The 23,424-nt window shown below is 69.7% G+C and carries 26 protein-coding genes, 1 tRNA gene and 1 pseudogene; 13 read left to right on the forward strand and 15 right to left on the reverse strand.

Going from position 1 to position 23,424, the window contains the following annotated elements:
• Positions 1 to 94: 94 nt before the first annotated feature.
• Positions 95 to 901, reverse strand: a complete 807-nt coding sequence (locus IEY55_RS08830) for a pyridoxamine 5'-phosphate oxidase family protein (protein WP_229686198.1) — start codon at positions 899 to 901, stop codon at positions 95 to 97.
• A gap of 302 nt (positions 902 to 1,203) precedes the next feature.
• Between IEY55_RS08830 and IEY55_RS08835 the strand changes: the two genes are divergently transcribed.
• Complete coding sequence (locus IEY55_RS08835) at positions 1,204 to 2,304, forward strand: FAD-binding oxidoreductase (protein ID WP_189056114.1); 1,101 nt, start codon at positions 1,204 to 1,206, stop codon at positions 2,302 to 2,304.
• Between the two features lie 393 nt (positions 2,305 to 2,697).
• Here the strand turns inward: IEY55_RS08835 and IEY55_RS08840 are convergent, their stop codons facing one another.
• From IEY55_RS08840 to dnaK, 4 genes are read right to left on the reverse strand one after another with little or no spacing between them, the layout of a single operon-like run.
• Positions 2,698 to 3,174: a heat shock protein transcriptional repressor HspR gene (locus IEY55_RS08840; RefSeq protein WP_189055886.1), complete on the reverse strand. Its 477-nt coding sequence runs from the start codon at positions 3,172 to 3,174 to the stop codon at positions 2,698 to 2,700.
• 5 nt (positions 3,175 to 3,179) lie between these two features.
• A complete protein-coding gene (gene dnaJ, locus IEY55_RS08845; protein ID WP_189055888.1) occupies positions 3,180 to 4,355 on the reverse strand; it encodes a molecular chaperone DnaJ in 1,176 nt (391 codons plus the stop codon).
• Positions 4,356 to 4,383: 28 nt separating this feature from the next.
• On the reverse strand, positions 4,384 to 5,067 hold the full coding sequence (gene grpE, locus IEY55_RS08850; protein ID WP_373289984.1) for a nucleotide exchange factor GrpE: 684 nt from the start codon (positions 5,065 to 5,067) through the stop codon (positions 4,384 to 4,386).
• Entirely contained in the window at positions 5,064 to 6,917 is a 1,854-nt protein-coding gene (dnaK, locus tag IEY55_RS08855) for a molecular chaperone DnaK (RefSeq protein WP_189055890.1), read from the reverse strand. Before dnaK ends, grpE begins: the two co-directional genes overlap by 4 nt.
• 430 nt (positions 6,918 to 7,347) lie before the next feature.
• Between dnaK and IEY55_RS08860 the strand changes: the two genes are divergently transcribed.
• A complete protein-coding gene (locus IEY55_RS08860; RefSeq protein ID WP_189055892.1) occupies positions 7,348 to 8,379 on the forward strand; it encodes a S1 family peptidase in 1,032 nt (343 codons plus the stop codon).
• A gap of 239 nt (positions 8,380 to 8,618) precedes the next feature.
• On the opposite strand, the gene IEY55_RS08865 is transcribed toward IEY55_RS08860, so the two are convergent.
• The 3 genes from IEY55_RS08865 to IEY55_RS08875 form a co-directional block, all read right to left on the reverse strand.
• On the reverse strand, positions 8,619 to 9,437 hold the full coding sequence (locus tag IEY55_RS08865; RefSeq protein WP_189055894.1) for a DUF4097 family beta strand repeat-containing protein: 819 nt from the start codon (positions 9,435 to 9,437) through the stop codon (positions 8,619 to 8,621).
• A 64-nt stretch (positions 9,438 to 9,501) separates the two neighbouring features.
• Complete coding sequence (locus IEY55_RS08870) at positions 9,502 to 10,098, reverse strand: TetR/AcrR family transcriptional regulator (protein WP_229686199.1); 597 nt, start codon at positions 10,096 to 10,098, stop codon at positions 9,502 to 9,504.
• 20 nt (positions 10,099 to 10,118) lie between these two features.
• Complete coding sequence (locus tag IEY55_RS08875) at positions 10,119 to 10,445, reverse strand: DMT family transporter (protein WP_308424740.1); 327 nt, start codon at positions 10,443 to 10,445, stop codon at positions 10,119 to 10,121.
• 117 nt (positions 10,446 to 10,562) lie between these two features.
• Between IEY55_RS08875 and IEY55_RS08880 the strand changes: the two genes are divergently transcribed.
• Together IEY55_RS08880 and IEY55_RS08885 are read left to right on the forward strand one after the other, a co-directional pair.
• Positions 10,563 to 11,036 (forward strand): hypothetical protein, encoded by a 474-nt coding sequence (locus IEY55_RS08880; protein ID WP_189055898.1) that lies wholly within the window; start codon positions 10,563 to 10,565, stop codon positions 11,034 to 11,036.
• A gap of 64 nt (positions 11,037 to 11,100) precedes the next feature.
• Positions 11,101 to 12,099, forward strand: a complete 999-nt coding sequence (locus tag IEY55_RS08885) for a cation diffusion facilitator family transporter (protein WP_189055900.1) — start codon at positions 11,101 to 11,103, stop codon at positions 12,097 to 12,099.
• 9 nt (positions 12,100 to 12,108) lie between these two features.
• Here the strand turns inward: IEY55_RS08885 and dcd are convergent, their stop codons facing one another.
• Positions 12,109 to 12,690 (reverse strand): dCTP deaminase, encoded by a 582-nt coding sequence (gene dcd, locus IEY55_RS08890; RefSeq protein WP_189055902.1) that lies wholly within the window; start codon positions 12,688 to 12,690, stop codon positions 12,109 to 12,111.
• Between the two features lie 71 nt (positions 12,691 to 12,761).
• On the opposite strand from dcd, the gene IEY55_RS08895 reads away from it, so the two are divergent.
• Positions 12,762 to 12,832: transfer RNA gene (locus IEY55_RS08895), tRNA-Gly, on the forward strand.
• A gap of 428 nt (positions 12,833 to 13,260) precedes the next feature.
• On the opposite strand, the gene IEY55_RS08900 is transcribed toward IEY55_RS08895, so the two are convergent.
• From IEY55_RS08900 to IEY55_RS08910, 3 genes are all read right to left on the reverse strand, one after another.
• Positions 13,261 to 13,827 carry an HDIG domain-containing metalloprotein gene (locus tag IEY55_RS08900; RefSeq protein ID WP_229686200.1) on the reverse strand — a complete coding sequence of 189 codons (567 nt, stop codon included), beginning with the start codon at positions 13,825 to 13,827 and terminating at the stop codon, positions 13,261 to 13,263.
• 316 nt (positions 13,828 to 14,143) lie between these two features.
• Positions 14,144 to 14,389 carry a hypothetical protein gene (locus tag IEY55_RS08905; protein WP_189055906.1) on the reverse strand — a complete coding sequence of 82 codons (246 nt, stop codon included), beginning with the start codon at positions 14,387 to 14,389 and terminating at the stop codon, positions 14,144 to 14,146.
• A 135-nt stretch (positions 14,390 to 14,524) separates the two neighbouring features.
• Positions 14,525 to 15,367 carry a M48 family metallopeptidase gene (locus tag IEY55_RS08910; protein ID WP_189055908.1) on the reverse strand — a complete coding sequence of 281 codons (843 nt, stop codon included), beginning with the start codon at positions 15,365 to 15,367 and terminating at the stop codon, positions 14,525 to 14,527.
• Positions 15,368 to 15,526: 159 nt separating this feature from the next.
• Between IEY55_RS08910 and IEY55_RS08915 the strand changes: the two genes are divergently transcribed.
• The gene (locus IEY55_RS08915; protein ID WP_189055910.1) at positions 15,527 to 15,937 is read left to right on the forward strand and encodes an SSI family serine proteinase inhibitor; all 411 of its coding nucleotides are present in this window, start codon (positions 15,527 to 15,529) and stop codon (positions 15,935 to 15,937) included.
• Positions 15,938 to 16,005: 68 nt separating this feature from the next.
• Here IEY55_RS08915 and IEY55_RS31960 read toward each other — a convergent pair whose 3' ends face one another.
• On the reverse strand, positions 16,006 to 16,344 hold the full coding sequence (locus tag IEY55_RS31960; RefSeq protein ID WP_229686201.1) for a DUF3995 domain-containing protein: 339 nt from the start codon (positions 16,342 to 16,344) through the stop codon (positions 16,006 to 16,008).
• 642 nt (positions 16,345 to 16,986) lie between these two features.
• Here IEY55_RS31960 and IEY55_RS08925 point away from each other — a divergent pair.
• From IEY55_RS08925 to IEY55_RS08935, 4 genes and pseudogenes are all read left to right on the forward strand, one after another.
• Complete coding sequence (locus IEY55_RS08925; RefSeq protein WP_189055914.1) at positions 16,987 to 17,631, forward strand: 2'-5' RNA ligase family protein; 645 nt, start codon at positions 16,987 to 16,989, stop codon at positions 17,629 to 17,631.
• Between the two features lie 67 nt (positions 17,632 to 17,698).
• Positions 17,699 to 17,839 (forward strand): annotated as a pseudogene (locus IEY55_RS32950) (cyclophilin-like family protein); the annotation flags it as partial.
• 64 nt (positions 17,840 to 17,903) lie between these two features.
• Positions 17,904 to 18,068, forward strand: a complete 165-nt coding sequence (locus IEY55_RS32955) for a cyclophilin-like family protein (RefSeq protein WP_373289987.1) — start codon at positions 17,904 to 17,906, stop codon at positions 18,066 to 18,068.
• A gap of 210 nt (positions 18,069 to 18,278) precedes the next feature.
• Entirely contained in the window at positions 18,279 to 18,611 is a 333-nt protein-coding gene (locus tag IEY55_RS08935; protein WP_189055916.1) for a YnfA family protein, read from the forward strand.
• Positions 18,612 to 18,691: 80 nt separating this feature from the next.
• Here IEY55_RS08935 and IEY55_RS08940 read toward each other — a convergent pair whose 3' ends face one another.
• A complete protein-coding gene (locus IEY55_RS08940; protein WP_229686203.1) occupies positions 18,692 to 19,333 on the reverse strand; it encodes a GNAT family N-acetyltransferase in 642 nt (213 codons plus the stop codon).
• Between the two features lie 106 nt (positions 19,334 to 19,439).
• Here IEY55_RS08940 and IEY55_RS08945 point away from each other — a divergent pair, with 106 nt between their 5' ends.
• Together IEY55_RS08945 and IEY55_RS08950 are read left to right on the forward strand one after the other, a co-directional pair.
• The gene (locus IEY55_RS08945) at positions 19,440 to 20,063 is read left to right on the forward strand and encodes a LysE family translocator (RefSeq protein WP_189055918.1); all 624 of its coding nucleotides are present in this window, start codon (positions 19,440 to 19,442) and stop codon (positions 20,061 to 20,063) included.
• Positions 20,064 to 20,251: 188 nt separating this feature from the next.
• Positions 20,252 to 20,983 carry an N-acetyltransferase gene (locus tag IEY55_RS08950; protein WP_189055920.1) on the forward strand — a complete coding sequence of 244 codons (732 nt, stop codon included), beginning with the start codon at positions 20,252 to 20,254 and terminating at the stop codon, positions 20,981 to 20,983.
• A gap of 124 nt (positions 20,984 to 21,107) precedes the next feature.
• On the opposite strand, the gene IEY55_RS08955 is transcribed toward IEY55_RS08950, so the two are convergent.
• Entirely contained in the window at positions 21,108 to 21,257 is a 150-nt protein-coding gene (locus tag IEY55_RS08955) for a hypothetical protein (protein WP_189055922.1), read from the reverse strand.
• A gap of 189 nt (positions 21,258 to 21,446) precedes the next feature.
• Here IEY55_RS08955 and IEY55_RS08960 point away from each other — a divergent pair, with 189 nt between their 5' ends.
• Positions 21,447 to 23,279: an acyl-CoA dehydrogenase gene (locus IEY55_RS08960; RefSeq protein ID WP_189055924.1), complete on the forward strand. Its 1,833-nt coding sequence runs from the start codon at positions 21,447 to 21,449 to the stop codon at positions 23,277 to 23,279.
• Positions 23,280 to 23,424 lie beyond the last annotated feature (145 nt).

A 23,424-nucleotide genomic window follows, 5' to 3' on the forward strand; every position in this document is an offset into this window, starting at 1 on the left:
GCCAACCTCCGGCCGACCCCAGCCAGGAACCGTGCGGAGCGGCGGCATGTCCGTCAAGGGCCCCACGGTTGTATGGGGCCCTGGCCGGACCGAACTACATGGCCTCGCTCCTGATTGTCGCCGGTGTCCGCTCGGGCGCGTGCGACCACGGCTTGCTGTCCGCCTTCGCGCCGAAGTAGTCGCCGCCCTTGCGCCGGGCGTCGTCGGTGCCCCACGCCCGGTTGCGCACCACCGGAGCCATCCGCGGAATGTGCTTACGGCAGTGGATGTATGCCTCCTCGATCTCCACCACGACCCACCGCTCGGGAGCGCGACCCCGCTCGAGGTCGGTGGGCAGGTGCGGATGGACGACACGCAGGTCCGCGTCCTCGACGATGCGGGCCAGGCCGTTGACGTGCAGCCCGATCAGGTCGGTGACGAAGTCCACCAGCAGGATCCCGATGTGCGGGTTCTCGCTGATGTTGCCGAGGCTGGCCATCACCCCGTTCCCCCGGTACTCGGGGTAGGCAAGGTGGCGCTCGTCGAGCACCTGGATGAATCCGGGCGGTCCGCAGCGCAACGTGGCATCGCACTCGCCGGAGCCGTCCGCGGTGGCCACGAAGGCCATGTCCATCCTGCCGACGAACTCGACCATCGCCTGGTTGAGCCGGTCCAGCACCTGCTGCTCGTAGAACCGGCGGGCCCGGTCCCCGGTGCCGTAGGCGCACTGCAGCAGGTGTTCCCCGCGGGAGCCGGGAAGTCGCCCGCTCTCGGCGCGCAACGGGTCGGGCGGAACGTCGGAGGAGACCTGGCGCCGCGGGGGAAGCGGGGCGCGGCGCGGATACACCGTTGTCTCCGCGAGTTCAAGATCCAACAAATCGGGACTGGCGGTGCCAGTCGGGACCAGAGTGTCGGGGGTCACGTGCCTAACCGTGTCATGGCCTGGGCTGACGGACCCACACCCAACCGGGATGTTCCCCCGTCCTCCGCAACAGTGATCTACTGGCAGTAGTGCAAGAACACCCGAAGGTGGCATCAAGGAACACGGAGGCTGAACGAGGAGCTAGTGTCCTCCCCTGTCGGGGGATGCATCACGACGGCAACGGCGCGCCTCGCCGGCGCACCGGACAACCTGGAGAAGACTGCGCCCGGACCATGACCGCGAACGCCGTGCTCAGCCCCGTCCCGCCCCCGCGCCGCGAACCCCCCTCCGGTGTCAGCGCCATGGTGCGCATGATCCGGGAGAGCTTTGCGGCCGTGGAGCCGCGGGCGGACGAAGTCGCCAAGTTCTTCTACGGGATGTTGTTCAGTATCGCGCCGAACACGCGCGAGCTGTTCCCGGTGAACATGGAGGTGCAACGCAGCCGGCTGCTGCGTGCACTGGTCCACGTCGTACAGATGGTGGACCGCCCCGACGACCTGATCCCCTTCCTCCGACAGCTCGGCCGCGACCACCGCAAGTTCGGCGTCGTGGCACAGCACTACGAGGCGGTCGGCACCGCGTTGCTGGCCGCGATCAAGAAGTTCTCCGACTCCTGGACACCGGCGGTCGAACGGTCCTGGGCCGAGGCGTACGCGATCATGGCCCGCACCATGCAGGAGGCCGCCGCCTCCGACGAGAACCCGGCGTGGTGGCCGGCCCAGGTGGTCGATCACCAGCGGTTGAGCTGGGACCTGGCGGTGATCCGGCTGCAGCCGGAGTACCAGGTGCCCTACCGACCGGGACAGTACGTGAGCGTGGAGGTGCCGCAGCGGCCCCGGCTGTGGCGGTACCTCTCCCCGGCGAACGCGCCGCGGGAGGACGGGGTCATCGAGTTCCACGTGCGCTCGGTGACCGACGGCTGGGTCAGCCGGGCGATCGTCGGCCACAGCCGGGTCGGCGACGTCTGGCGGGTCGGGCCACCCATGGGGCGGCTCGGTTACGACCGCCGTACCGGGCACGACCTGTTGATGGTCGCGGGCGGTACCGGTGTGGCGCCGATGCGCTCGATCCTCGACGACATGGCGCAGTGGGGGGAGAACCCCCGGGTGCACCTGTTCGTTGGGGGCCGCTCCCGCGAGGACCTCTACGACCTGGAGAACCTGCAGCGCATCGCGATGGGCAACCCGTGGTTGACCGTCGTGCCGGTGCTGGAGAACGAGCGGGGCGTGGTCGGTGCCGAGCACGGCACCCTTGCGGACGTGGTCACCAGGTACGGGGCGTGGGCCGACCGGGATGTCCTGGTCTGCGGGTCGCCGGCGATGATCCGGGCAACCGTGTCGCGGATGCTGGTCGCCGGCACGCCCCTCGACCGGATCAGGTACGACCCCTTCACGCTGGACTGAGCACTACCGAGACCCCCGCCCCTGGCCGCCGTAGGTGCGGGGGTCCCCGGTCGTGTTGACCGGAACCTGCCAATCGCACGTCCGCAAGGCAATCCGCCGCTTCCGTGCCATGCCTCGCATCAGCGCCAGACGCGCTGGCAGCTCGGCGAATCCACGGCTTTCCCGCCGCGCCGCGAAGGAGCCCGACTACGCAGGATTCGGACCGCAAGTGCGGTCCGCAACGCAGGAGACAACGCCCGAACGACCCCGAGGAAGGACCCCTTGGCGAAGAGGCGTCAGGAGGGGCGCACGGTCGTTGCGTCCGTTGCCGGGGTAGGGCATCAGCACGAACGCCGGCCGCGGCTCGCTCGACCCACCAGCGCCCGCGCCTTCTCCGGGCGAGTCAGCTCACCTCTATGACCGCGGGTTGGGGCGCCAGATCATCAGTGCGGTCTGCTGCCGGTTTCGCAGGGGGACCAGCTCGCGCCGGTAAGACGCATGCACCGCGGCCGCCGCCTGCTCAGCGGCGGCATGGGCGGCCGACAGCTCCTCGTGCGCCTCGGTGAGGCGTTCGGTCAACTCCGCCACCTGCGCACGCAGCAGGTCGACCTCGCGCTCGAGCTCGATGATCCGCTTGATCCCCGCGAGGCTGACCCCCTCCTCCTGGGAGAGCCGCTGGACCTCGCGGAGCAACGCGATGTCCCGCGCCGAGTAACGCCGGCCACCGCCCGGCGCGCGCCCCGGCGACACCAGGCCCATCCGGTCGTAACTCCGCAGCGTCTGCGCGTGCAGCCCGGCCAGCTGTGCCGCCACCGAGATCACGAACACCGGCGTGTCCTCGTCCGCCCCGGGCGGGAACGGGAAGCCGCTGCTGTCCTGCCGGCCGCTCACGCCGATCACTCCCCTCCGCGCGTCTCCAGCAACGCCCGTAGCTCGGCGCGCGGGTCGTGGCCCTCGGTCGCGGCGGCGTACGCCTCCAACGCCTCCCTGGCCTTGCCGTCGACCCGCTGCGGCACCTCGACCCGCAGGGTGACCAGCAGGTCACCGCTGCCGCCGTCGCGCCGCTGCACGCCCCTGTCCGGCACCCGCATCACCCGGCCGCTGGCCGTGCCCGCCGGCACCCGCAGGGTCACTTTCCCGTCCAGCGTCGGCACGGTCAATGTCGTGCCGAGCGCGAGCTCGGGGAACGTCACCGGCACGGTGAGCGTCAGGTTGTCCCCGGAGCGCCCGAAAAGGCGGTGCGGGTTGACGTGCACCCGCACGTAGAGGTCACCGGCGGGTGCGCCGTTGCGACCCGGTTCTCCCTGGTGTGGCAACCGGATTCGCTGCCCGTCGTTCACGCCAGGCGGGATCCGCACGTTCAGGGTTCGGGTTCGGGTGCTCACGCCTTCCCCGCCGCACTCCACGCACGGGTCGTCGATGATGCGCCCGGTGCCCCGGCAGTCCCGGCACGGCTCGCTGAACGCGAAGGCACCCTGGTTCCGCGTAACCAGGCCACTGCCGCCACAGAGAGCGCACTGCCGCGGCGTCGTGCCCGGTCGCGCACCGGTACCACCGCAGGTGCCGCAGCTGGCGGGGCTGGTGAGTCGCAGCGGCACGGTGGCACCCCGGACGGCGTCCATAAAGTCGATGCGGACCTCGGTCTCCACGTCGTCCCCGCGACGCGGACGGCTGGCACCCGCCCCGCCGCGACGGCCGAACAGGTTGCCGAAGAGGTCACCCAGGCCGCCACCCCCAGCGGGGGTGGTGCCACCGAACAGGTCGCCGAAATCGAAGCCGGCGTTGCCCCCGCCGCCGAAACCGCCGAAGCCGCCCCCGCCGGGGCGGAAGGCGCCCCCGAACATCCGGCGGGCCTCGTCGTACTGCTGACGCTTCTCCGGGTCCGACAGCACCCCGTACGCCTCGGACACGGACTTGAACCGTGTCTCCGCCTTGGTGTCCCCGGGGTTGGCGTCCGGGTGCAGCTCACGGGCGAGCTTGCGGTACGCCTTCTTGATGTCGTCGGCGGAGGCGTCGGGAGGGACGCCCAGTTCGGCGTAGAAGTCCTTGTCGACCCAGTCCCTCGCACTCACCGGACGTCCCTCCCTCCCTTCGTCTCGCTCACCTCTCGCCGTTGGTTTCCTTGGCGTCCCCGGCTGTCGGTGGTTCCGGGATGCCCGGTGCCACCGGCGCCTGTGGGGTGAACGGCTCCGGCTCGTGGTCGGTGACCGCCACCAGCGCGGGCCGCAACACCCGCTCGCCGAACCGGTAGCCCCGGCGCAGCATCACGGACACGGTCGGCCCGGTCACGTCGGGCGAGGTGGTGTGCTGCACCGCCTCGTGCACCGCCGGGTCGAACTCGTCCCCCTCGGCGCCGAACGGCTCCAGCCCGGCCTTGGTCAGGGTGTCGACGATCTTGTCGGCCACCGCCTTGAACGCGCCGTTCAGGTCGCCGTGCTGCTCGGCCCGCTCGAAGTCGTCGAGCACCGCCAGCAGCTCGTTGACCAGCTGTCCCTTGGCCGTGTTGACCACCAGCTCGCGGTCGCGCTCCACCCGCTTGCGGTAGTTGGCGTACTCGGCCGTGACCCGCTGCAGGTCGGCGGTGCGCTCGTCGAGCTGCCGCTTCAGCTCCGCGGTGTGGTCGTCGGCCGGGGCCGGCTCCGTGGCGGGAGCGGCCGCTTCCCCGGGCGCCGGCTGCTCGCCGGCGTCCGGGGTACGCACCGTTCCGGTCTCCGGGTCGATCCGTCGGCGGTCGCGGACCACCACGCGGGGCTCCTCCTGTCCCTCATGCTGTGGCTGCGTCACTTCTTCTTCTCGTCCTCGTCGACGATCTCGGCGTCCACCACGTCGTCCTCGGCCTTGGCCTGGCCGCCGGCAGCGCCCGCGGCACCGGTGGCGTCACCGGCCGCGCCCTGCGCCTGGGCGTACATGGCCTGGCCCATGGCCTGCGCCTCGGTGTTCAGCTTCTCCACCGCGGTGCGGATCTCGTTGACATCGGTGCCCTTCAGGGCCTCCTGCACGCCGGCCACGGCCGAGGTGACCTTCTCCCGAACCTCCGCCGGGATCTTCTCCTCGTTCTCCTTGACCAGCTTCTCGGTCGTGTAGACCAGGGTCTCGGCCTGGTTGCGGACCTCGGCCTCCTCGCGACGCCGGCGGTCCTCCTCGGCGTGCGCCTCGGCGTCCTTCATCATCCGGTCGATCTCGTCCTTGCCCAGGGCGGACCCACCGGTGATCTGCATGCCCTGCTCCTTGCCGGTGGCAAGGTCCTTGGCCGAGACGTGCACGATGCCGTTGGCGTCGATGTCGAAGGTGACCTCGATCTGCGGCACGCCGCGCGGGGCCGGCGGGATGCCGGTGAGCTCGAACATGCCGAGCTTCTTGTTGTAGGCCGCGATCTCCCGCTCGCCCTGGAAGACCTGGATCTGCACGGATGGCTGGTTGTCGTCGGCGGTGGTGAAGATCTCCGAGCGCTTGGTCGGGATCGTGGTGTTGCGCTCGATGAGCTTGGTCATCACGCCGCCCTTGGTCTCGATGCCCAGGGACAGCGGGGTGACGTCGAGCAGCAGGACGTCCTTGACCTCACCCCTGAGCACGCCGGCCTGCAGCGAGGCGCCGACGGCGACGACCTCGTCCGGGTTGACGCCCTTGTTCGGCTCCTTGCCGCCGGTCAGCTCGCGCACCAGCTCGGTGACGGCGGGCATCCGGGTGGAACCGCCGACCAGCACCACGTGGTCGATGTCGCCGACGCTGATGCTGGCGTCCTTGATCACGTTGTGGAACGGCGCGCGGCACCGGTCGAGCAGGTCGGAGGTGATCCGCTGGAACTCGGCCCGGGACAGCGTCTCGTCCAGGAACAGCGGGTTCTTGTCCGCGTCGACGGTGATGTAGGGCAGGTTGATGTTGGTCGTCGAGGAGCTCGACAGCTCGATCTTGGCCTTCTCCGCGGCCTCGCGGATGCGCTGCATCGCCATCTTGTCCTTGGTCAGGTCGATGCCGTGCGAGCCCTTGAACTTGTCCACCAGCCAGTCGACGATCCGCTGGTCCCAGTCGTCGCCGCCGAGGTGGTTGTCACCGCTGGTGGCACGGACCTCGACCACGCCGTCGCCGATCTCCAGCAGGGAGACGTCGAAAGTGCCCCCGCCGAGGTCGAAGACCAGGATGGTCTGCTCCTTCTCGGCCTTGTCCAGGCCGTAGGCGAGCGCGGCCGCGGTGGGCTCGTTGATGATGCGCAGCACGTTCAGGCCGGCGATCTGGCCGGCCTCCTTGGTGGCCTGCCGCTGGGCGTCCTCGAAGTAGGCCGGCACGGTGATCACCGCGTCGGTGATCTCCTCGCCGAGGTACGCCTCGGCGTCGCGCTTGAGCTTCATCAGCACCCGTGCGCTGATCTCCTGCGCGGTGTACTTCTTGCCGTCGATCTCGGTTTTCCAGTCCGAGCCCATGTACCGCTTGACCGACCGGATCGTCCGGTCCACGTTGGTGACCGCCTGGTTCTTGGCGGGCTGGCCAACCAGAACCTCGCCGTTCTTGGCGAACGCCACGACGGACGGGGTCGTCCGCGAACCTTCCGAGTTGGCGATAACCGTCGGTTCACCGCCCTCGAGGACGGCGACGACGGAATTGGTCGTCCCCAGGTCGATGCCGACCGCTCGCGCCATGGATAGTCCCTCCACCTCACTTGATCACAATGCCGAGCCGACGCCCTCGTCTTGCCTTGAGTGACGCCGACTCAAGTTTAGGACGCGCCGACCCCGCGTCGTCAAACCTGACTTGAGCCCGCCGCGCTCAATCTTCTGCAAAGTCCAACGGACAAGGGAGCGGCCGTGTTCCCGAGGCCGCGCGGACCGGCCCCGGAGCAGGACGCGGGGAGCGGGCAGTGGCGTCGGGCACAGCGGTCGTACGGCAGGTCGCATCCGGCGCGCACCGTGACTCTTCGGCGACTCTTCGGGCCGGTCCGCACGCCCCACGGTCGCGATGATCAGTAGCTGAACAGGGTGAGGGGCAGGGGCGAGTAGGTTGCTCCCCGCGGTCGCCGGGTCACGGCGGGTCACCGGGTCGAGGAATGGCTGCGGAGGCGGAGGTGGTCGGGTGCGCTGGACCTGGTTCGTCCCGATGGTCTCGGTGCTCGCGGGCGTACTGCCCAGCCCGCCCGCGGACGCTGCCGAGCTGCCCCCCGACCTGACCGCGGCCATCCGGCGTGACCTGGGCCTCTCCCCGCCCGAGTACCTGTCGACCGCGGCCGCGGCCGGTGCCGCCGCCGATGCGCTGGGCAGGTTGCGGGAGCGGCTGGGACCGGACCTGCGGCACGCCCGGTTCGACGGGTCGACGCGGACGCTCGTGCTGGGCGTCCGGCCCGGGACCCGGGTGCCGGAGGTGCCCGGCACCGCCGTTCGGGCCGTCCCCACGCCCGCGCACGGACCGGCCGCCCCGAAGGCGGTGGTCCCCTTCCTCCGCGCCGGGGAGGGGATCTCCACCTCCCGGGACGGCCGGTCCGCCCGGTGCACGGCCGGGTTCGTGCTGCGGGGCCGCGACGGCGGGACGGCGATGCTCACCGCCGGCCACTGCGGCCGCCCGGGAGAACCAGTGTTCTCGCAGGCCGGAAGGCAGGTTGGCGAGTTCGACCGGATCGTTTCCGACGACCTGGCCTCGGGTGGGCAGGGCGACGATTACGCGGTCATCCGCCTCCGCGGCCGAGCGCGCCCGGAGGTGGATGACCACCGCGGCGGGCGGGTGTGGGTGAGCGGGGCGGTCGAGCCGGTGGTGGGAATGCCGGTGTGCAAGGCCGGCCGAACCACCGGTTGGACCTGCGGGACGGTCACCGAGACCGCGGTCCGGGTGCGCAGCCGGCCCATCGGGGGCGAGCCCCGGTTGCTCCAGGTGTTCATGCACGATGCCTGCGCGGAGGCGGGGGACAGCGGCGGTCCGGTGCTCTCCGGCACCCGCGCGGTAGGCGTGGTGCACGGCGGCCAGCGGGGACCCGACGGCCGCTGCCCGGCCCGCTCGGGTGGCCCGAACGAGACCGCCGCCGAGCCTCTCGTGACCGACGTCCTCCCCGACCTGGCCGACCGGTACGTCCTTCTGGTGGCACCGAACAGCACGGGCCGTCTGTTCGTGCTCTGACCCCGCTTCCCCCGCTTCTGGCGAACGTCTCACAACGCAGCACCACCGGCGGACGGGGCGAGTGTTGTGCGCTGGCACCGCCTGCTACTCACCCGGACCTGCGCTCACGGAGAGGGTAGGGAAGGTCGGTTGCTGTCCTGACTCGCCGCTTGTCGTGGTGGTTTCCTGGACTTCACGCCACCCATTGGTTTTCCCAACAGTCAACTCACATGCGAGTGGACGCGGCTCGGTCTGCTCCCTCACGCCGTGTTGATCACGATGTTTCCGCTGGCGGTGCGGACCTCGAGGGTGTTCTCCGCTCTCGGATCCGCCTGCAGTCCCATGGTTTCGCTGCCACCGAAGGTCTTGGTGACCACCCGGTACGGGCCGCGCGGCACGGTGAGGCGCACGTCCCCGCTCATCGTCTCGGCCCGGACAGACCGCGGCTCGGCCAGGTGCAGGGTGATGTCCCCCGAGCTGCCCCGCACCCTTGTCACGCCACGAAGACCACGGCCCGACACGTCACCGGAGTGGAGTTCGACGTTGCTCTGTCCGGTGACGTCGACCAGCTCGACGTGGCCTGAACTCGCGCGAACTCCCACGTTTCCGCCGGCACGCTCAACAGTGACGTTTCCGGAGCGCAGCTCCACGTTCACCGGGCCGGTAACGTCCCGGATGACGACATCTCCCGCACCGACCTCGACATCGACCGCTGCGGCACCGGCAAGGGTGAGATCACCGGCGCCGAGATAACCGCCCACTGACGTGCCTGCCGGCACGGTGACGGTGTAGCGGACACTGCAGTGCGGACCGCAAGTCGTTGGTAGGACCAAGGTTTCGTTCTCCACCCGGTGCAGCACAGGTGGTCGAATGTCTATATAGGACACAGTTCGATGTACGGAAGTCCGCTCCCCCACACGAAGGTCGATGCCGCCCGCACCTCCCTCGATCCGGACCTTGGTGACCCACTCCAGCACTGTCGAGTCGTCCGCGAGCTTCCGGTACTCGACAACATCGCAACCACCGAGCGCGAACGAAGCCAGCACAAGCCCTCCGAGGAGCAACGCGACGCGTCGCACCAACCGCCTCCTTTCCCGTTCCGGCCCAGATGATCATGGCTGGCCCAAGGGTCGGCGGCGAGGTTCACTCCACAGTCGGGCTACCCGACGGGTTCGGGCCGGGAAGCCGGGTCCGCGGCCCGATCAGGTACTCCAGTACGGGCCGGAAGTCCTCGACCCCGGGCGGCTCGTCCGCGACCAACGCCTCCACCATCAGGCCGTCGACCGCCGCGATGAGCGCACGGAAGGCGGCCTCGTCGTCGAAGAGCTCGCGGCACAGCTCCCGCATGACCTCGATCCAGCGGCGTGCCGCCGGCCGCAGTGCGGGTCGGCGCGCGGCGAGGAGGTGCAGCTCGTATTCGGCGATGGTGCGACCACGGCGTGGGCCGGCGCTTTCGGCCAGCAGGTCGGCCAGTGCGGCGGCGCTGTCCCTGGTGGACAGGGCCTCGCCGGCGAGGCCGAGCACCTGGCTGACGTAGTCCTCGGCCGCGGTGGTCAGCGCGGCGACGAGCAGGTCGTCGAGGCTGGAGAAGTAGTAGGTGGTGGCGGTGGTGGGCACGCCGGCCTCGCGGGCGACCACGCGATGGGTCACGCCGGCCACGCCGTCCCGTTCGATCACGCGCAACGTGGCGTCGATGATCTCCCGGCGGCGACGCTCCCCCTTCGCGCGGCGACCGTCCACCCGTGGGCTCTCCTCGCGGCTCAGTGCGCACTCCCGAGTTCCAGCGCGACCACCCCGGCGATGACCAGTAGCAGGCCGCCGACCTGCAGCCAGGTCATGCTCTCACCCAGGAACAGGGCACCGATGAGGGCCACCAGGGCCACGCCGACGGCCGCCCAGACGGCGTACGCGACGCCGATCGGCATGCCGGCCTTGAGGACGCTGGCCAGGAACTCGAAGGCGGCGGCGTAGCCGACCACGACGAAGATCGAGGGTAGCCACCTCGTGAAACCCTCGGAAAGCTTGCGCGCTACCGTGGCCGTCACCTCGGACACGATGGCCAGGGCCAGGAGCAGGTACATCGCCACCCCCTTCACTACTGGAACGATCGTCCCACAAGTTTCCGGCAGATCGCCACCAGTTCCGGATCGGTGTCCACGGGCTGTTGCCCAGTGCCGGGCAGGGGTAGCAGGCACGATGGTCATGTGCCGGACGACCCGCCCTTCCACATCGCCGAGACGACGTTCCACCACCTCCTGGCGGCGCGTGGCCTGGTCGTGGAGCAGCTGCGCCCGGACGGCGCGCTGCGGATCTTCCGCACCTTCGCCGAGATCCACTTCGAGTCGCCGGCCAAGCCCACCAGCGACGGCCTCCGGTACCGGTTCGGCCCGGACGAGCTGCGCGGGCGCCCCGCGGTCAGCCTGGTGCTCGGCCGCCGGTTCGGGGTCCGCGCCAGCAACGGCACGACCTCCCGCTACGTGGAGCTGCGCTGCACCATGCGGTTCTTCACCACGCCCGAGCTGGCCGAGGTCGACGAGCACGAGAGCTGGTGGTTCCACAGCCGCGTGGAGCAACTCGACATGGACGAGTGGTTCGCCTCGATCACCGCGCGGCCGGAATGGGTCGTGCTGCGTTGGCACCACCCGGTCGAGGTGAAGCTCGTCCACATCGAGCTCTGACCGGGCCCCGGCACGGTGCACGGCCGCCCTGCGGTTGGCCCCGGGCGCCCATACCGTGCTCGACGTGGCGGCCGACCAGGAGGGACACGGTGGCGGAAGCACGTTCACCGTGGTGCTCGCGTTGCTGGTGAACCTGGGCATCGCCGCGATGAAGGCGGTCGCGGGTGCGATCACCGGATCCGCGGCACTGCTCGCCGAGGCGGCACACTCTGTCGCCGACACGTTCACCGAGGTCCTGCTGCTCACCGCGCTGCGGCGATCCGCGCGGCCGGCCGACGTGCGCCACCCCTTCGGGTACGGCAAGGAGCGGTACTTCTGGTCGCTCATGGCCGCGGTCTCGATCTTCGCCTCCGGCGCGGTGTTCGCCTTCCTGCAGGGCATCGAGGCCCTGACCGGCGAGCGAACGGAGCAGCTGCGGCCCACCGTCGGCTACGTCGTGCTCGCGCTGGCGTTCGCGATGGAGATCGTGTCGTGGCGACGTGCGATCCGGCAGGTGCGGACCGAGGCCGCGGCGGAGGGTCGCCGGCCGCGGGAGTACCTGCGGTACTCGGACGACCCGACGGTCCGGACCGTGCTGCTGGAGGACAGCGCCGCGTTGATCGGGCTGCTGCTGGCGTTCGCCGGCGTCGGCCTGCACCACCTCACCGGCTCGGCGGTGTGGGACGGGCTGGCGTCCATCGCGATCGCGGTGCTGCTAGCCGTCGTGGCCTACTCGCTGGGGCGGACGAACAAGCGACTGCTCATCGGACAGCAGGCAGACCCGAACCTGGTGCGGGCGGTGTACCGGTGGCTACGGGAGCAGCCCGAGGTCACCGCCGTCGTCGACCTGCTGACGATGGTGACCGGCACCGACCACGTCCTGCTGTGCGCGCGGGTGGACTTCGACGACGCGCTTGGGGTGGCCGAGCTGGAGCGCACCTGCGTGCGGTTGGCCAGCGACCTCACCGAGGAGTTCGCCGAGCTGGACGAGATCTTCCTCGAGCCCGTGCCCCGGACCGACCAGGAGCTACGGGCGCGTGTCCTGGCCCGCTACGGGGACGTCTTCCGGCGTGGGCACGAGTGAGGCCGGGCGTCAGCGCCGGGTGTCCGTGCGGTGGAAGTTGAGATAGGCGCGGGACGGGGTCGGGCCGCGCTGGTGCTGGTAACGGGAGCCCGCGCGGGACGAGCCGTACGGATGCTCGGCCGGGCTGCTCAACCGGAACAGGCACAGCTGGCCGATCTTCATGCCCGGCCACAGCGTGATCGGCAGGTTCGACACGTTCGACAGCTCCAGCGTGATGTGGCCGGAGAAGCCGGGGTCGATGAAACCAGCCGTGGAGTGCGTCAGCAGGCCGAGCCGGCCCAGCGACGACTTGCCCTCCAGCCGGCCGGCCAGGTCGTCCGGCAACGTCACCAGCTCGTAGGTCGAACCCAGCACGAACTCGCCGGGATGCAGCACGAACGGCTCTTCGCCCTTCTTCTCGACCAGCGACGTGAGCTCGTCCTGCTGCAGCGAGGGGTCGATGTGGGTGTACTTGGTGTTGTCGAAAACCCGGAAGAAGCGGTCCAGGCGCACGTCGATACTCGAGGGCTGGAGCATCTCCAACTCGAACGGGTCGATCACGAGACGCCCCGCCTCGACCTCCTTGCGCAGGTCACGGTCGCTCAGCAGCACGTGTCCAGCGTAACCGCCCCCCGGGTTGGACAACCCGCCCCCAGGACCGTGTATGCTCCACCATGCCTCTGGCGGGCGTAGTTCAATGGTAGAACGACAGCTTCCCAAGCTGTAGACGCGGGTTCGATTCCCGTCGCCCGCTCCGCTTGGGGTGACGTGTGCTCGCGGAGGGCGCGAGTCGTGGCGCTCCGCATTGTTTTGTGGGGGCGTCGCCCCCACACCCCACCCGGGGTAGGCCCCCGGACTCCCTCCGGCAGTTGGCTTGGCACCGGATCCCCACATTCTGTGTCACCCCGGTCTTTTTCGCCCGCCCGGCTGGCCGGCTGGGGCTTGGAGCCTGTTTTTCGACGGCCTGTCCGGAGCTCACCCGATGCCTGGCCTTGGCACCCGACCTTGACTTCTGTGCCATCTCTGTTGGCCTGTGCTGGGGGCCTGGCACGCCCACCTTGCTGGACCTCGGCAGGGCACCCGCGCCTTCTTGCTCCATCCCGTCTGGGGTTTAAGTTTCCCGTTGATCCGGCTCTGGATCGAGCACGGCTTCGATAACGGGGCCGAACCGTACTTTCCGTACTAGTGGTCCCAGGTGTCGAGGCCCGTGGGGACGAGGGTTTCTTTCGTGCGCTGCACCGCAGCGCGGATCTCGTCCCGAGCTTGCGCCATGAACTGGCTCACCACGTGTTCCGGCCCGTAGCGTGTATGGATCTCCTCAGCTCGTGTGTCGAAGGAACACGGTTCGCCGTCGGGTGTCATGGTCATGTCGCAGTACCACAGCGCGTCCCGAACCGGAGTGCATTCGTCCGGGTATGCCGCCAGCTCCGCCGCGAGGCCCCGCAACTGTGCTTCAAGCCTCGCGCACGAGTGGTTGGCTACCAGGTTCACGAGCCGCTCTGGCGCACCGCTCGCCGTGAGGTAGCGCGCGCCGTCGAGCGAGTGGAATCCCGTTGTCGCCAGATCTGGTGCGTAGCCGATGTCATGGAGCACGGCTGCGGCGATCAAGAGCTCGCCGTGTGGCTCGAAGACGTCCGAAATACGAACCGCCTCCATCGCCACGCCCTGCACGTGCTGCCAACGGCGAGGCAGGGCCACGGCCAGCTTCTCCCGCGCCAGCTCGTATGCCCATGTCACCAGCTCACCCACGGGTTCACCGTAGGCACTCCGCCAGATGACGCCACTCGGCAGGCGCAGACTTTTCCACCGCACTCGGCATGGCGAATCAACCGAGTGGATCACCATGAGTCGCCCAGACCAGACCTCTCGACGCCGGTTCGTCGAATGGGAGACGGCGGGCTCAGCGGGCGGGTGCCATCGGCGGCACGACCGCGGGCACCGGGCTGTAGTCGAGGCTGACGCCCGCCGCGGCGAGTCTCGCGCGCAGGACCGGTCGTGTGCCCGTCGTCGGCGACGGCGGCGTCGAGGAGCCGGTCCAAGCCCTCGGCGTACTCGTCGTCGGCGATCAGCTGGACCGGGCCCGACCAGGCAGGTCCCAGCTGGCCACGCCGACGTCAACCAGCGCCAGCGCCACAAGGGCACTGAGTTCCTTGCGGACGGTGGGGCGGGCGAACTCGCGTCGCGCGCGGGGACCGGCACCCTCGGCCGGTCCTCCCTTCGACGACGAAAGCTCGGCAATTCGGCCCGCGTCCAGTGCGTCGAGAACGGCGCCGAGCGACGGCGAACGCCGACGATCCGGGCTGCCGTCCAAAGAAGCCGTGTAACCGCCTCGGTGGTGTCGTGCCGCATACCGTGGTTCACCAGGGTTTCCCAGTCGACTCGCTGCTTGCTCTTGGCTTCGGCTGCCAGGCAGGAGAGCAGTGCCGTGTCCAGGACCTGAGTCGAGTCACGGACGAGCGCCCTGGCGGAGCGAACATCCCCGGCGTAGCCCGGTGCCGCGGGAAGTGCCTCGATCGCGACCAGGCGCGTGGTGAAGGGCGGGTGTGAGTCGTAGGGGAATGTCTCGCCTACGGGCGGGGTCCTGCCGGATCCTGTCCAACTGCTCCCCAGGTTTGGGGTCGGTCAGCAACGCCGAGAAGCCGTCGACGATCCGGCCCGGCAGGTAGCCGGCGTCCCAGGCGACAGTGGCGTACCGTGCCATGAAGAGATCCCAGGCGGCATCGACCACGTGGACTTCCCGGAGTGCCGATGCCGCAACGTCCTGCCCTACCACCTGGACGGACACGGCGTCCGCCGCCAACTCCTGCTTCCGGCAGACGGCGCTGGAAACCGCGAGGTACAGGTTCGCGTAGTAAGTGAACAGCTTTGCCAACGCCAGCTCGAACCAGCGGCCCGTGGCGAGCTGGGCGACCGTGCGTGCCATCACCCGGCGACCGCAATAGGCCGCGGCAAGCCGCGTGTCGCGGTTGGCGTAGTGCCCCAGCTCGTGTGCGCGTACCGATATGAGCTGTGCCTCGGTCAGGCCGGCGAGCAGCGGAGTGCCGCTGAACATCCGGCGACGGCTCACCCGGAGCCCGAGGAGTCGGGTCTCCTCGCTGACGCCCGCATTCACATCACCGGTGAGCCGGATCTCGTCCGGTGGGCGAGTGCCGACCTCGTCGGCGAGACAGCGAACCAGCGACCACAGCTCGGGCTGTTCCTCGGGGGTGACCTGGACTCCTGGTAGGTCGTCCGCGTGCTGCCGCTCCAGCGCGACAGCAGCCCCTTGCCCAGCGCGAGGTCGGGCCATGCCTGGGCAAGAGCAAGAGCCGGATGTTGCGTTTTCACACGGGTTTGGGCTGATTGCGGAGGAGAGCTACGCCGTGCGCCATGGGCAACACGATTGGGCGTCCGACGAAGCGGTGACAACCCTTGCAGTGGGGACGGCCACCGGGTGGACTGGGCGGACGTGAGAAAACTTCAACGGCTTGCCCTCGTCCTGGGTGCCTTCTCCCTTCTTCCCCTCACCGCCGGTGCCGCCCACGCGGCCGAGGACGGCGGCGGGGGTGGCGGGTCGCACGCGGTCTACAAGCTCATCGTCTCGCCGGGGGAGAAGATCGACCCCGCGGTGGCGCGCCGCGCCACCCTGACCTGTGACCCGCCGGGAGGAAGCCACCCCAAGCCGTACGAGGCGTGCCGGCTCATCAGGCAGCACGGCACCATCGCCACCGTGGACGAGTCCGAGGGCAAGTTCTGCACGATGCAGTACGAACCGGTCACCGTCGTTGCCTTGAAGAACGGGCGGGTGCAATACGGACCGAAGACCTTCGGCAATCCGTGTCAGCTGATCAGCGAGAAGGAAGCCATCTTCGACTTCTGATAGTCGCTTCGCAACAGCCTCCATACGGCGAACCCCCACATGACACCCCACACCAGAAAGTAGGGTGATTAGAAGACGAAGTCCCACCGTGCGGTGTGGGCAATGTCTTCTGCGGGCTCGCCAAGGGAGACGTGTACGTCCATCGTCGTCGCCAGCAGCGCTCGAGTGGTCATCGCTACCGACACGAGCGCTGCTGGCACGACCAGAAGCCACCGGGGAGCACGCTGGCCCCAGGGACGCGCCATCGCCAAAGCGAGGACAGCACCAAACACGGCAAGGAACACCGTGGCCCACAGCGCCCATCCGACGAGCCACGGCTCCCGGGCGAGCAGGCGATCGATGGTCTCCCGCGGCAGTGGTGCCTCACGGAGCAGCGAGGTACCGCCCAACGCCCAGTACAGTTTCAAGGGTCCATATGCGACAGTCAGCGCGCATGCGGCATAGCCTGGCCACTGCCGGGGAAGCGGCGGAGCGAAGGCAATGTTCCGCTTTGCGTACGCCCAGGAGAGCCAGAGCCACGCAGCGAGTCCAACGGTGGCGTGCGCGAGGAACACCACCCGCGACCATTCGAAGGGGTTCGTCGCGAGCGCGGATGCGACCACGGAGGCTCCCGCCGCGCTCAGCGTGAGTTGCACGGCCAGCGCCGGGATCATCACCCAGCGCGGTACGCATCGTCCCCAGGGACGGATAGTCGCCAACGCCAGGATCGCCGCCAGGACGCCCACAGACGCCAGACCAGCCTGACCGTAACCACACGTGGCTTGTACTGTTCGTACGCCTCCGGAGCGACCGGAGGGCCACCAGGGACCCCGATGCGGCCTTCCGCGGCGAAATGAGCTTTCGCCGCCGCGTACACAAGCATGTCGAGAGCGGCCACATAGGGCACCCAGGCTGGGAGCAATCGGGCATGCCGACCGCGGTCAGCTACGTCATTCGTGATCAATGTGGCCCCCCGATCAGCTGGCACTGTTCCCTCGCCCGGTCGAGTGGAGAGTAGGGCTGACCACAGCAGGGGTGACGCTGCCCGGCCGCGGGGGCACGATCGAAGAATGAGCAGCGATCCGGGCGGCCCCGTCGACACCCTGCGCAGCCACTGGTGGTGGCGACCGGGCTGGCGGTACGGGCGGCGTTGTTATACCTGGCTCCTCACCTTCGCCCGGCGGCCCGAGCTGCATCGGCTGGTGAGCCGCTACCAGGGAGCGATGTTCGCGTTGGAGGGCTTCGACCTGGTGCCGCTGGAGTGGCTGCACCTGCCGCTCCAGGACGTCGGCTTCACCGACGAGGTGACCCCGGACCAGGCGACGCGCGTGGCAGACGCGGTCACGCCCAGGCTCGCGGAGGTGGGGCCGCTGACGCTCACCTTCCACGAGCTGCGGCTGACCAGCGAGGCGTTGGTCCTGCCGGCCCGGCCGCTCGGGGCGCTGGAACCGGTGCGCACGGCGATCCGGGAGGCCGTCGCCGAGGTCCTGGGCGCGGACCGGGTGCCCGCGGCGACCGAGCCCGTGCCGCAGGTGAGCGTGGCCTACGCCAACGCGCCGGCCAACGCGGTCTTCGCGCGGGCCATGCTCTCCGGTGTGGACGCACCGCAGGTCGAGGTGCCGGTCACGGCCGCGTCGCTGGTGGTGCTGGGTCGCGACCACCACATGTACGAGTGGCAGAACCTGGCGTCCGCACCGCTCCGAACTTCTGTATAGAGAAATCTGTATTCCATTTCTGTGTAACGGCGGCTGTCGTCCCCCGCGACGGCAGGGAGCTGCCGCTGTGCGAATCAGGTTGTCCTGGCCGGCGGGAACGGCCACCGCGACGCTGCGTGACACGCCGACCAGCAGGGCGTTGCTGGCCGCCCTCCCGGTGCGCGCCAGGGCCGGGACCTGGGGCGAGGAGGTGTACTTCGAGCTGCCCTTCGACGCCGACCCCGAGCTCGGACGCGCACGACATCGTCGACGCCGGCACGGTCGGCTTCTGGCTGGCCGGGAGCTGCCTGGCGGTGCCCTTCGGCCCGACCCCGATCTCGCGGGACACCGGATGCCGCCTGGCCTCGGCCGCCAACCTGATGGGGAAGCTCGACCATGACCCACGGGTGATGGCGTCGGTCCGAGCCGGCGATCGCATCACGGTGACCGAGGCTTAGCCCCCGGCTCGACACACCTATCTTTTTCCGATCGCTGGAAAACAGCCGCGTCCACGGGCTCCCGCAGGTGTCCCGACCTCGCGGTGGCCGTGGTGTTGGCGCACTGATCGAGCGTCCGCCCCCGGTCGACGGCCCGGGCCAGCCTGGCCTGCACCGTTCCGGCCTGCCCCGCGTCGGTGGAACCGCCCGCGGGCTGCCTAGCCTGGGGCGGTGACCGTCCTCCGTTCCATACTGCTCTTCGCATTGGCCGCCCTGCTGGAGATCGGCGGCGCCTGGCTGGTCTGGCAGGGTGTCCGGGAGCACCGCGGACTGCTGTGGGCCGGCCTCGGCGTGCTCGCCCTCGGGGGCTACGGGTTCGTCGCCACCTTCCAGACGGATCCGCACTTCGGTCGCGTGCTTGCCGCGTACGGTGGCGTGTTCGTGGCCGGCTCGCTGCTCTGGGGCGTGGTGGCGGACGGCTTCCGGCCCGACCGCTGGGATCTCGTCGGCGCGGGGCTATGCCTCATCGGTGTCGCGGTCATCATGTACGCCCCACGAACCTGAGATCACGCATTTCCTTGGCGGACAACGAGGATCAGCTGCCGATCAGCCCGGCCACACCTCGATCCTCCTGTCCCACAACGCTAACCGACCGTTGACTCGTCGGGCTCCGGCGAGATCTTGGTCGGCTGGGGGTCGCGTCGCATGCACCACACCCGGGGTCCGCCGCCGGGCATGGTCAGCTCTTTGGTCACCTGGAAGTTGAGGTGACGGTAGAGGCGGAGGTTGCGTTCCGAGGAGGTCTCCAGATAGCAGGGGCGCCACTGTTCGTCGGCCGCGGCGAGCCCCGGCTTGAGCACGGCGCGGCCGAGCCCGCGTCCCTGTAGTTTCGGCTGGACCGCCACGGGGCCGAGGAACCAGTGCGGCTCCTGCGGCCGGTGCGGCCGGCACAGGATCTGGGATGCGGCAGCCACGGCGGCCCGCTCGCCCTGGATCTCCTCCGCCCTGGCCTGGTACTCGGCCATCACGTGGTCCGGCACCTCGGCGTCGGGCGGCGTCCACACCGCCACCGCCGAGCCGCCGTGCGCGATCCAGACCTCCCCGAACCGGAAGGCGATCTGCTCGGTGAACAGCAGCTGGAAGGCGCGGAGCCGGCGGTGATGGTCGTCGGCCGCGATCGTCCACGACATCCACGGGTAGCCCGCGTACGCCTTCGTCAGGGTGCCAACGATCGCCGGGAGGTCGTCGGCGGTCGCCCGACGCGCTCTCGCGAGTGACTTGATCACGCGCTCACCATAAACATCGGCGAACGGCCTTCGGTGGCGGTTCGCACAACGTCACCCTCTCGCCCTAAACGGCGGTCACCCCGTGAAGACTGGTCGGGTGGATCTGGTGACCGTACCGTTCGTGTTGACCTGCCTCGCCGTCGTCCTCGCCCCCGGCCCCTCCCTCGCCGTGATCCTCGACCAGGCGCTGCGCGTGGGACGGAGTGCCGGGCTGGCGACCATCGCCGGCAACACGACGGGCCTGGTGTTCTGGGCTGGTGCCTCGGTTCTCGGTCTCACCGCCCTCATCCGCACCTCCGAGGTGGCGTTCGTGGTCCTCAAGGTGGTGGGTGCGGCATACCTGTGCTGGCTGGGTATCCAGTCGCTACGGCGCTCCCGGCGCGCCCCGGCCGCCGAACCCGGGACGGGTGCGCCCGCCCGCGGGCTCTTTTCCGCCTACCGTGCGGGCTTCCTCGCCAACGTGTCCAACCCCAAGGCAGCCGCCCTTTACCTCGCGTTGCTGCCGCAGTTCATTCCGGCCAGCGGTGACGTGCTGACCGGCACGGCCGTCCTTGCCGGGGTGCAGATGCTGATCAGCGCCTCCTGGTACGCCGTCGTCGTGCTGGCGGTGGCCGCGGTTCGCCGGGTGTTGGACCAGCCCCGGGTGCGTGCCCTGCTGGACCAGCTCAGTGGCCTCGTGCTGGTGGCCATGGGGCTGCGACTGGTCACCCTCAGCCGCGCGGCCGCCTGAGCCGGCGAGCGCGTCCGGCCATCCGTCGGGGCGAGGTGTGCAGGGAATCACCTCGAAGGTTCAGCGGACGCGCGGGAACACCGCACCGGAGGTGGGAGGTGCCGTGGGTTCGGCCATCCGCCGCGGCACGCCCCGCCGCCCGAGCGGAACGGGTGGCGCTCGGTCCCGGCTCGTCGAAGACTGGCGCGATGGATGTCGTGACACTTGCCGACCGACCGGACCTGCGCCAGGCCGCCTGGGATCTCGATGCCGCGTGGCCGGCCTTCCTGGTGCACGACCCCGCCGCCGCGCTGCTGGACGTGGTTTTCGCCCGCTTCCCCGAGTACCAGGTGTTGCTGGTGGAGGGGCACGAGGTCGTCGGGCGCGGGCACAGCGTCCCGTTCGCCTGGGACGGCAACGTGGTGAGCCTTCCGCCACAGGGCTCGGACGCGATCGTTGGCCAGTCGGTGCGGGACGCGCAGGCGGGCCGGGCGCCGACGGCCGCGTCCGCGCTGGAGATCGTGGTCGCCCCGGACCGGCAGCGCCAGGGCCTGTCCAGCCGGATCGCCGTGGGACTGCGCGACAACGCGGCCCGGCTCGGGCTGCGCGACCTGTTCGTTCCGTTGCGCCCGAGCGGCAAGCACCTGGAGCCCCACACCTCGTTGACCGAGTACGTGCAACGGTGGCGCCCGGACGGGCTTCCGCACGATCCCTGGCTCCGCGTGCACGTCCGGCTGGGCGCGGAGGTCCTGCACGTTTGCCCGGCGTCGAGGGTGATCGCCGGCAGCCTCGAACAGTGGCGGCAGTGGACCGGCCTCCCGTTCGACCGCAGCGGCGAGGTCGAGGTGCCCCAGGCGCTGACGCCGGTGCGGGTCTCGGTCGAGCACGACTATGCCGTGTACGTCGAGCCGAAGGTGTGGATCCGACATCACATCGGCTGATCGAACTCCGCCACCGCGCGCCTCCTGATCTATCCACTGTGGACCATGTGGGGCCTGCTGAGAGTCGGGCAGGATCGATGACGTCGGGGGAGGCAGCCGCACCGCGCCGAAGCCGATCGACCAGTCACCGCGCCCAGAGTTGCCGCAGCAGCCGGCGGGAGGGTGCCGGCGGCCGGAGCGGGCGGCCGGGGAGGTGGCCGAGCCGGTCCCTGCCAACGACCGGCCAGCGGAGTTGATCGCCGGCTGCCAGCAGACCGCCGGTGTCGATGAGCATGTGGCGCCGGCCACCCGTGGGACGAAGTTCCGCCGGTCGGGACGCGAGTAGCGCTCCGCCCGGCGTAGTGCCATGAGTCTCAGGTCACCCACTTGCCGTCGGTTACTGGCGGGTAATATTCTTGTTGTTACCGGTCAGTAAGGGGGCGTGCCCCGCCGGGCGACCCGCACGTACACGGGAGCTGACGAGATGGGCCACTACAAGAGCAACCTGCGTGACCTGGAGTTCAACCTCTTCGAGGTGCTCAAGGTCCAGGAGCGGCTGGGCGCCGGGCCGTTCGAGCAGTCGGACGAGGAGACTGCCCGGGGCGTGCTCACCGAGCTGAACAACCTGGCCGTCGGACCGCTGGCGGAGTCCTTCGCCGACGCCGACCGCAACCCGCCGGTGTTCGACCCCGAGACCCACAGCGCCACGCTGCCCGAGTCGTTCAAGAAGTCCTACCGGGCGGCCTGGGAGGGCGAGTGGTACCGCCTCGACCTGCCGCCCGAACTGGGCGGCTTCGGGATGCCGTCCACCGTGCGGTGGGCCGCCTACGAGATGATCCTCGGCGCCAACCCCGCGCTGTTCATGTACATGGCCGGGCCGAGCTTCGCCACGGTGGTGTACCGCAACGGCACCGAGGAGCAGAAGCAGTGGGCGAAGCTCATGATCGAGCGCGGCTGGGGCGCCACCATGGTGCTCACCGAGCCGGACGCCGGCTCGGACGTGGGTGCCGGCCGAACCAAGGCCGTCAAGCAGGAGGACGGCTCCTGGCACCTGGAGGGCGTGAAGCGGTTCATCACCTCCGCCGACCAGGACATGACCGAGAACATCATGCACCTGGTGCTGGCGCGGCCGGAGGGGCCGGGCATCGAGCCCAAGCCGGGCACCAAGGGCCTGAGCCTGTTCCTGGTGCCCAAGTTCCTGTTCGACCCCGAAACCGGTGAGCCGGGCGAACGCAACGGCGCCTTCGTCACCAACGTCGAGCACAAGATGGGCCTGAAGGTCTCCACCACCTGCGAGCTGACCTTCGGGCAGCACGGCGTGCCGGCCAAGGGCTGGCTGCTGGGCGAGGTACACGACGGCATCGCGCAGATGTTCCAGGTCATCGAGTACGCGCGCATGATGGTGGGCACCAAGGCGATCGCCACGCTGTCCACCGGCTACCTGACGGCGCTGGAGTTCGCCAAGGAGCGCGTGCAGAGTGCCGACCTGACCAGGATGACGGACAAGACCGCGCCCCGGGTCTCGATCATCAATCACCCGGACGTGCGGCGCAGCCTGATGCTGCAGAAGGCCTACGCCGAGGGCCTGCGGGCGGTGTACCTCTACACCGCGAGCTTCCAGGACCGGATCGCGGCCGGGGAGAACACCGAGCTGGCCGAGCGGGTCAACGACCTGCTGCTGCCGATCGTCAAGGGCGTGGGCTCCGAGCGCGGCTACGAGCTGCTGGCGCAGTCGCTGCAGACCCTGGGCGGCTCCGGCTTCCTGCAGGACTACCCGATCGAGCAGTACATCCGCGACTCCAAGATCGACACCCTGTACGAGGGCACGACGGCGATCCAGTCGCTGGACTTCTTCTTCCGCAAGATCGTGCGGGACAAGGGCCAGGCGCTGGCCTACATCGCCGGCGAGATCCAGAAGTTCCTCGAGGCCGAGGGCGGCAACGGCCGGCTGAAGGAGGAGCGGGGTCTGCTCAGGCAGGCCCTGGAGGACGTGCAGGGCATGCTCGGCGCGCTGATCGGCTTCCTCACCTCCGCGCAGGAGGACGTGCGCAACCTCTACAAGGTGGGGCAGCACTCGGTGCGCCTGCTGATGAGCGCCGGCGACCTGCTCGTCGGGTGGCAGCTGCTGAAGCAGGCCGACATCGCGCTGGCGGCGCTGGACAACGGCGCTTCCGCCAAGGACAAGCCGTTCTACGAGGGCAAGGTCGCGGTGGCGTCGTTCTTCGCCAAGTCGGTACTGCCGGAGCTGTCCGCCCGCCGCAAGATCGTCGAGGCCGCGGACAACAGCCTGATGGACGTCGACGAGGCCGCGTTCTGACCTGACTCCTCGAGCAACGAAGGCGGGATGGTCCCGGCCCCAATCGCCGACCATCCCGCCTTCCCGTCTGTTCGGGGCCTGGACGGAGCCGCTTCAACCCCGTAGGGATCGGTATCCGGCTCGCGGTTGCGCCAGCCATACCGGT

The organism is Longimycelium tulufanense, from assembly GCF_014645795.1.
GTDB classification, from domain to species: Bacteria; Actinomycetota; Actinomycetes; order Mycobacteriales; family Pseudonocardiaceae; genus Longimycelium; species Longimycelium tulufanense.